This window comes from Sphingopyxis sp. BSNA05 (genome assembly GCF_013265645.1).
Classification (GTDB): domain Bacteria; phylum Pseudomonadota; class Alphaproteobacteria; order Sphingomonadales; family Sphingomonadaceae; genus Parasphingorhabdus.
Genome location: NZ_PYIA01000111.1, coordinates 1 through 5,331, shown reverse-complemented (window position 1 = coordinate 5,331; position 5,331 = coordinate 1). Strand labels below are relative to the sequence as shown.

The window sequence follows — 5,331 nt, the reverse complement described above, 5'->3', positions numbered from 1 at the left end:
CCCCTATCAATTGACGCTCGGCATGGAGTTGCTGGAATGCAGCAGCGGGCGTTCGATCAGTCGAATGAAAGCCAATAGGCGGATTGCCAAAGCACCGGGAAATCCAAACCTTGATCCGCTGGCACTCATGGGCTTTATCGATCAAGGATTGTCCCAATCGTTGAAAGGACTGATTGCGGCTGAAATCGGAATTTCAACTTTTGATTTGCGGATCGGACTTTTATCAGGATCTTCGATGGGGGATGAATTGACGTTGACCGCCGAAGCGGTGATGGTTGGGAAAACATCTGCCACTGTAACAGGCAGTGTAACCAACTCGTCCAAAGATATCGTCGGAACAGCAACAGGCCTGTTTCGTTTGGGGAGCTTCCCGGGGGGCGCTCCGGCCGACTATAATTTGATCGGTGATTTCAGTCCTCAAGCAATGCCCGGACCAATGAGCACCAGTTTGGGTTTATCGGGCGCACCAGACTCTCCACAAATTGCAGCAGGAAATCGGGCCGTTTTGGGATGGGAAAGCGGAAATATTGTCCATGGCGGCGCCGTTGCTGCGGCGCTGATGTCTGCATGCCAGGGCCGTGTGGCAGGCGGTGAAAGTTCGATCGGCCAGCAGCTAGAGTCAATTGACATTCGTTATTTGCGTCCAGCCGTAGGTTCGCGCGATCTATTCACGAACAGTTGTTTTGAACGTGAAGGCAAAGCCGCGAGCTTTGTCCGCGCCAGCTGTTTCCATGAACCAGAGAAACCGCTAGCCACAGCGATAGCAACTTTTGTGCGCTAGCGCATATTTGATTGGTGTCCCGGCAGGTATCAACGGTATAATTCACCGTCCGATAATTATTAAATTAATTGGCCTGGACTGCAAAAAAAGGGAGCGAGTGGCCCCAGCCACTCGCTCCAGCTGATCCAACGGGAGAGAAGGATCAGAACTCGCTAAAATTTTGGGAGATTAAACACTCAACATTCCCTTAGATTCCCAACCATTTTTCCATCGCGGTTCGGATGATGGCCACGTCTGCGTTGGAAACGCCTTTGAACATCTTTTTATAAACGGCGTTAGCCTCTTTCCGAAGTTGTGGAATGATATCGATTACCTTTGGACGCAGGAATATCCGCCAGACGCGCCGGTCGCCTTCTGCGGACCGGCGTTCGACAAATCTCAGTTTTTCAAGATGATCAATCGTTAATCCGATCGTAGCGCGTTCCAGCTCAAGGCAATTTGCCAACTCGGTTTGCGTCATTCCCTCGGTCTTGATCAGATAGGCCAATGTTCTCCACTGTGTGCGGGACAAGCCGAACTGGGCAATGGATTCATCAAATGTCTTGCGCAGAACTCGCGGTACTTCCTCCAGCAAAAACGCAAACTCATCGGTCTCGTTGAGGAAGCCGTCCTGCGCGTTGGCACTCATTATAGCTGTTTCCGTTGTCATGATAGTGACCATATCATCAATTTAATATAATATAAAGCCCTTTACTGTCTGTCACTATACAGCCTATAAAATCGGTATGGATCATGAAGAGAGTATCTTGGCCGGTCACAACGGCTTGCAGATCACGGCAAGCACGACTGGGCCAAAAACCGGCTTTCCGGTAATGCTTGCGCATGGTGGCGGACAAACCCGTCATGCCTGGGCGAAGGTGCTGGATGAACTCGCCAACGCTGGTTACCGCGCGACGGCCCTTGACATGCGTGGTCATGGGGACAGTGAATGGGCATCAGATGGCGCTTACGATATGCGCGATTTTGCGCGTGATCTAATCGCTATTTCCAAGCAGCTAAGTAATCCTCCAGCGTTAGTGGGAGCATCACTGGGCGGAATCGCGGGCATGATTGCGGCCGGTGAACTGGCTCCCACTAGCTTTAGGTCGCTGACACTGGTTGATATCGCGCCGAAGATGGAAGCCGTCGGAGTGTCGAGAGTGGTCGGGTTCATGCAGGCCCACATGACAGATGGATTTTCCTCCCCAGAAGAAGCTGCCAGAATTATCGCCGAGTACATGCCGCAGCGAGAGAAACGCACCGGCACAGGCAAGCTTGATCGATATTTACGTAAACGGGAAGACGGGCGATATTATTGGCATTGGGACCCCAATTTTATTCACCACGTGACGCATACTCGCGACAACTCTATCGAAGCAAAAGACAATGGTTTTGACAGGTTAAGTGCGGCAGCCGCGAAGTTGACACTGCCAGTTCATCTCATACGCGGAGGTTCCAGCGACATGGTGTCTGAAGAGGCCGTAGCTCATTTCCAAACGCTGGTTCCTAGCGCGCTTTTAACCGACATTGCAGACGCTAGCCATATGGTTGTTGGTGACCGCAACGATGCGTTTTGCTCGGCGATAATATCCTTCTTGAATGCGACCCACAGTCGCGGTGCCGCAGCATGAAATATAATACCGAAAATCTTGCTGACATAATGCAGATTGCGCCTTTCCATCGCTGGTTGGGTCTGAAAATTATTCAGCAAAACAACGATCATTTGGAACTGGAAATGCCGTGGCGGGACGAACTTGTATCTAATCCCGTGATTGGGGCCGTGCATGGCGGCATATTGGCGTCTCTGATCGATTTGACCGGGCTTTATGCCATTATTGCTGCAGGGGTATTGCCAAGGCGACCGTGGATATGAGGGTAGATTATCATCGGGCAGCCACCAACGGCCCGCTTCTTGCATTTGGGCAGGTCGTGAAGCTTGGAAAAACCATAAGCACCGCAGACACGCGCATTATCGACGATGATGATCGCTTGGTGGCTAGCGGTCGCGGGACATATTTGAGCACGTAGATGGTTGTCAAAAAAGTCATAATGCTCTTGTCTCTAGTCATGTTGGGCTTGGTTTCGGGCTGCGCGAGCGAAGATACCGAGAATGCCAATGATGATGACATTCATAAAAGCGCGACATTCGAAGTAGACTTTTTAACAGCCAAATCCGAACCTTTAGCCGAGCCCGTAGAGGTTTTTGGCACGATTGCGGCCAAGCAAAGCAGCGCAATTGGCGCTCTCGTCGAAGGACCGCTCGAAACCATGTTTGTGACGGTCGGTGACCGGGTGAAGAAGGGCCAAGCGCTGTTCCAGATCAGGCAAGCAGATTATAAAAGACGCGTCGCGGAAGCATCAGCGGCGCTACGCCTGACGGAAGCACAGGCGACACAGGCCCAGCGCCAATATGACCGCGTAATTGCGCTTGCCCCGCGAGGTTTTGTATCGAAAGCACAGGTCGAAAGGGTTGAAACAGACTTGATCGTCGCGAAAGCGCAGGTTTCTCAATCGCAATCGCTACTGGCCACGGCCAAACAAGCGCTGCGCGATACTGTTGCCCGCGCTCCATATAACGGCGTCGTTACAGCCAGATTGGTCGACGAGGGGTCCTATCTCAACAATCGCTTTTCGATGGGTGAACAATCCGCAGCCTTGCAACTACAGGAATTAGAAATAGTAGCAGCAATCGTCAGTGCTCCGCAGGCCCGGGTTGATGATTTCAAGCTCAACCAGAAGGCAAAGGTTTATATTGATGGCTTTGATGAGCCTTTCGACAGCTTTGTGTTCATCATCAATGACCGGGTTGACCCGGAATCCCGGACGGTCGAATTGCGATTGCCTGATAAGAAACCCGAACTATCGGATCAGTAGCGGACTTGGTGTGCGGGCGCTAATCGAGACGCCGCCAGAATCTGCAATTATTCTTCCTAAATCGGCTGTCAAAGGTGATAGCGCGGCCGCATATATATTCCTGTTCGAGAATGGTATTGCACGCCAAAGGGATGTAAAGGTCGAAAGCATAGATTTCGAACGGGTCAAGGTCACCCAAGGCGTTCAGAGCGGCGAAAAATCATCCAAAACCCACCATCCACTTTGCGCGATGGGCAAAAAGTAGAGCGCAAGCAAAGAAAGTCTGCACGGTAAGCTGATGTGGATTTCTGATGTCTCGATCCGGCGTCCCGTTTTCGCGACAATGGTGATTGCTTCGCTAGTCGTTCTGGGCCTGTTGAGTTTTGGGAGATTAGGTGTTGATCTGTTCCCCAAAATCGAATTTCCTTATGTTTCGATAACAACGACTTTGCCCGGTGCGTCTCCAGATACGATTGAGACTGAAATAACCGACGTTATCGAGGAAGAGGTCAACAGCGTTTCGGGCATTCGGCAAATGCGCTCAGTCAGCGCCGAAGGCGTCAGTCAGGTGGTGTTGGAGTTTGAGTTGTCGGAAGATGCCGATGTGAAGGCTCAGGATGTCAGGGACCGGGTGGCCAGCATATTAAGCAATTTGCCGGAAGAATCGGACGCGCCTATTGTCGAAAAGCTTGATCCGGACGCAGCGCCGATATTGTCGCTGCTGATAGCAGGAGATGCGCCGGTCCGAGAACTTACAGTCTTTGCAGATGAGGTCGTTAAAGAGAGGCTTCAGCGTATTCGCGGTGTAGGTTCTATCTCAATTGTAGGTGGGCGGGAAAGAGAAATGCGGGTCTGGCTTGATCCTGCAAAGATGCGTTCGAGCGCCGTTAGTGCGGATAATGTTATAACGGCATTGAGAAACGAAAATGCCGAGTTGCCGGGCGGCCGTCTTGAGATTGATGGTCGCAGTAAGCAATATGGAACCAGAACATTGGCGGAAGCCAATACAGCCTCGGAATTTGGCAATCTCGCGGTAGCTTATCGGCCCAACGGACAGGTCACACGGGTCCGCGATATCGGGCGCGTGGAAGACTCGGTCGAGGATGAAACCAGCTATGCCCAGTTGAATGGTCGCCCTGGAGTTGTCCTTGAGGTTCGCAAGCAATCTGGAAGTAATACGGTTGCAATGACCAGGGCAATCAAAGCGGAGATAGAGCAAATCAAGGGCCAGCTACCGAGCGGAGTTGAAATTGTTGTCACGAGAGAGACCGCGAGATTTATCGAATCGGCCATTGGTGATGTCCTGTTTGATTTGATGATCGCGGTGGTATTGGTTGTTTTTGTCACGTTCTTTTTTCTGCTCAGCTGGCGGGCAACTTTTATCGTTATGCTGGCCATCCCGACTTCCGTTATTGCCACGTTCGCTGCCTTTGCTGCCTTCGATTTTACGCTTAATTTCATGACATTATTGGCGCTGACGGTCGCGATTGGATTGCTTGTTGATGACGCTATCGTCGTTGTTGAAGCCGTGCAAAGCGATGTCGATGAAGGTGCTGATCCAATGGAGGCCGCACCAATAGCAACCAAGCGGGTCGCATTGGCGGTGCTTGCCGGGACATTTGCCACGTTGGCAGTGTTTGTGCCTATTGCCTTTATGGAAGGGATAGTCGGACGTTTCTTTTTCAATATGGCTTGGCGATTGTCAACGGCGGAGTAAA

General features: G+C 51.5%; 8 protein-coding genes. 7 read left to right on the top strand and 1 reads right to left on the bottom strand.

Features of this window, described 5'->3' with window-relative positions:
• Positions 1-781: acyl-CoA thioesterase domain-containing protein (locus C8024_RS13835; protein ID WP_173206197.1), on the top strand; the 781-nt coding region annotated here is incomplete at its 5' end.
• A 187-nt stretch (positions 782-968) separates the two neighbouring features.
• Here C8024_RS13835 and C8024_RS13830 read toward each other — a convergent pair.
• Positions 969-1,442, bottom strand: coding sequence for a MarR family winged helix-turn-helix transcriptional regulator (locus tag C8024_RS13830; RefSeq protein ID WP_254305931.1), 474 nt, complete (start codon positions 1,440-1,442; stop codon positions 969-971).
• Between the two features lie 64 nt (positions 1,443-1,506).
• Here C8024_RS13830 and C8024_RS13825 point away from each other — a divergent pair, with 64 nt between their 5' ends.
• Genes C8024_RS13825 through C8024_RS13805 form a run of 6 tightly spaced genes read left to right on the top strand, consistent with a single transcriptional unit; the run spans position 1,507 to position 5,330 of the window.
• Complete coding sequence (locus C8024_RS13825; RefSeq protein ID WP_100092255.1) at positions 1,507-2,391, top strand: alpha/beta fold hydrolase; 885 nt, start codon at positions 1,507-1,509, stop codon at positions 2,389-2,391.
• On the top strand, positions 2,388-2,633 hold the full coding sequence (locus C8024_RS21935) for a PaaI family thioesterase (RefSeq protein ID WP_254305930.1): 246 nt from the start codon (positions 2,388-2,390) through the stop codon (positions 2,631-2,633). The genes C8024_RS13825 and C8024_RS21935 overlap by 4 nt, the downstream gene beginning before the upstream one ends.
• Entirely contained in the window at positions 2,630-2,788 is a 159-nt protein-coding gene (locus tag C8024_RS21930; protein ID WP_254305932.1) for a hotdog fold thioesterase, read from the top strand. Before C8024_RS21935 ends, C8024_RS21930 begins: the two co-directional genes overlap by 4 nt.
• On the top strand, positions 2,789-3,634 hold the full coding sequence (locus tag C8024_RS13815) for an efflux RND transporter periplasmic adaptor subunit (RefSeq protein WP_100092253.1): 846 nt from the start codon (positions 2,789-2,791) through the stop codon (positions 3,632-3,634).
• A gap of 10 nt (positions 3,635-3,644) precedes the next feature.
• Positions 3,645-3,878: a hypothetical protein gene (locus tag C8024_RS13810; protein WP_173206191.1), complete on the top strand. Its 234-nt coding sequence runs from the start codon at positions 3,645-3,647 to the stop codon at positions 3,876-3,878.
• A gap of 33 nt (positions 3,879-3,911) precedes the next feature.
• Entirely contained in the window at positions 3,912-5,330 is a 1,419-nt protein-coding gene (locus tag C8024_RS13805; RefSeq protein WP_217272205.1) for an efflux RND transporter permease subunit, read from the top strand.
• Position 5,331: the final 1 nt, after the last annotated feature.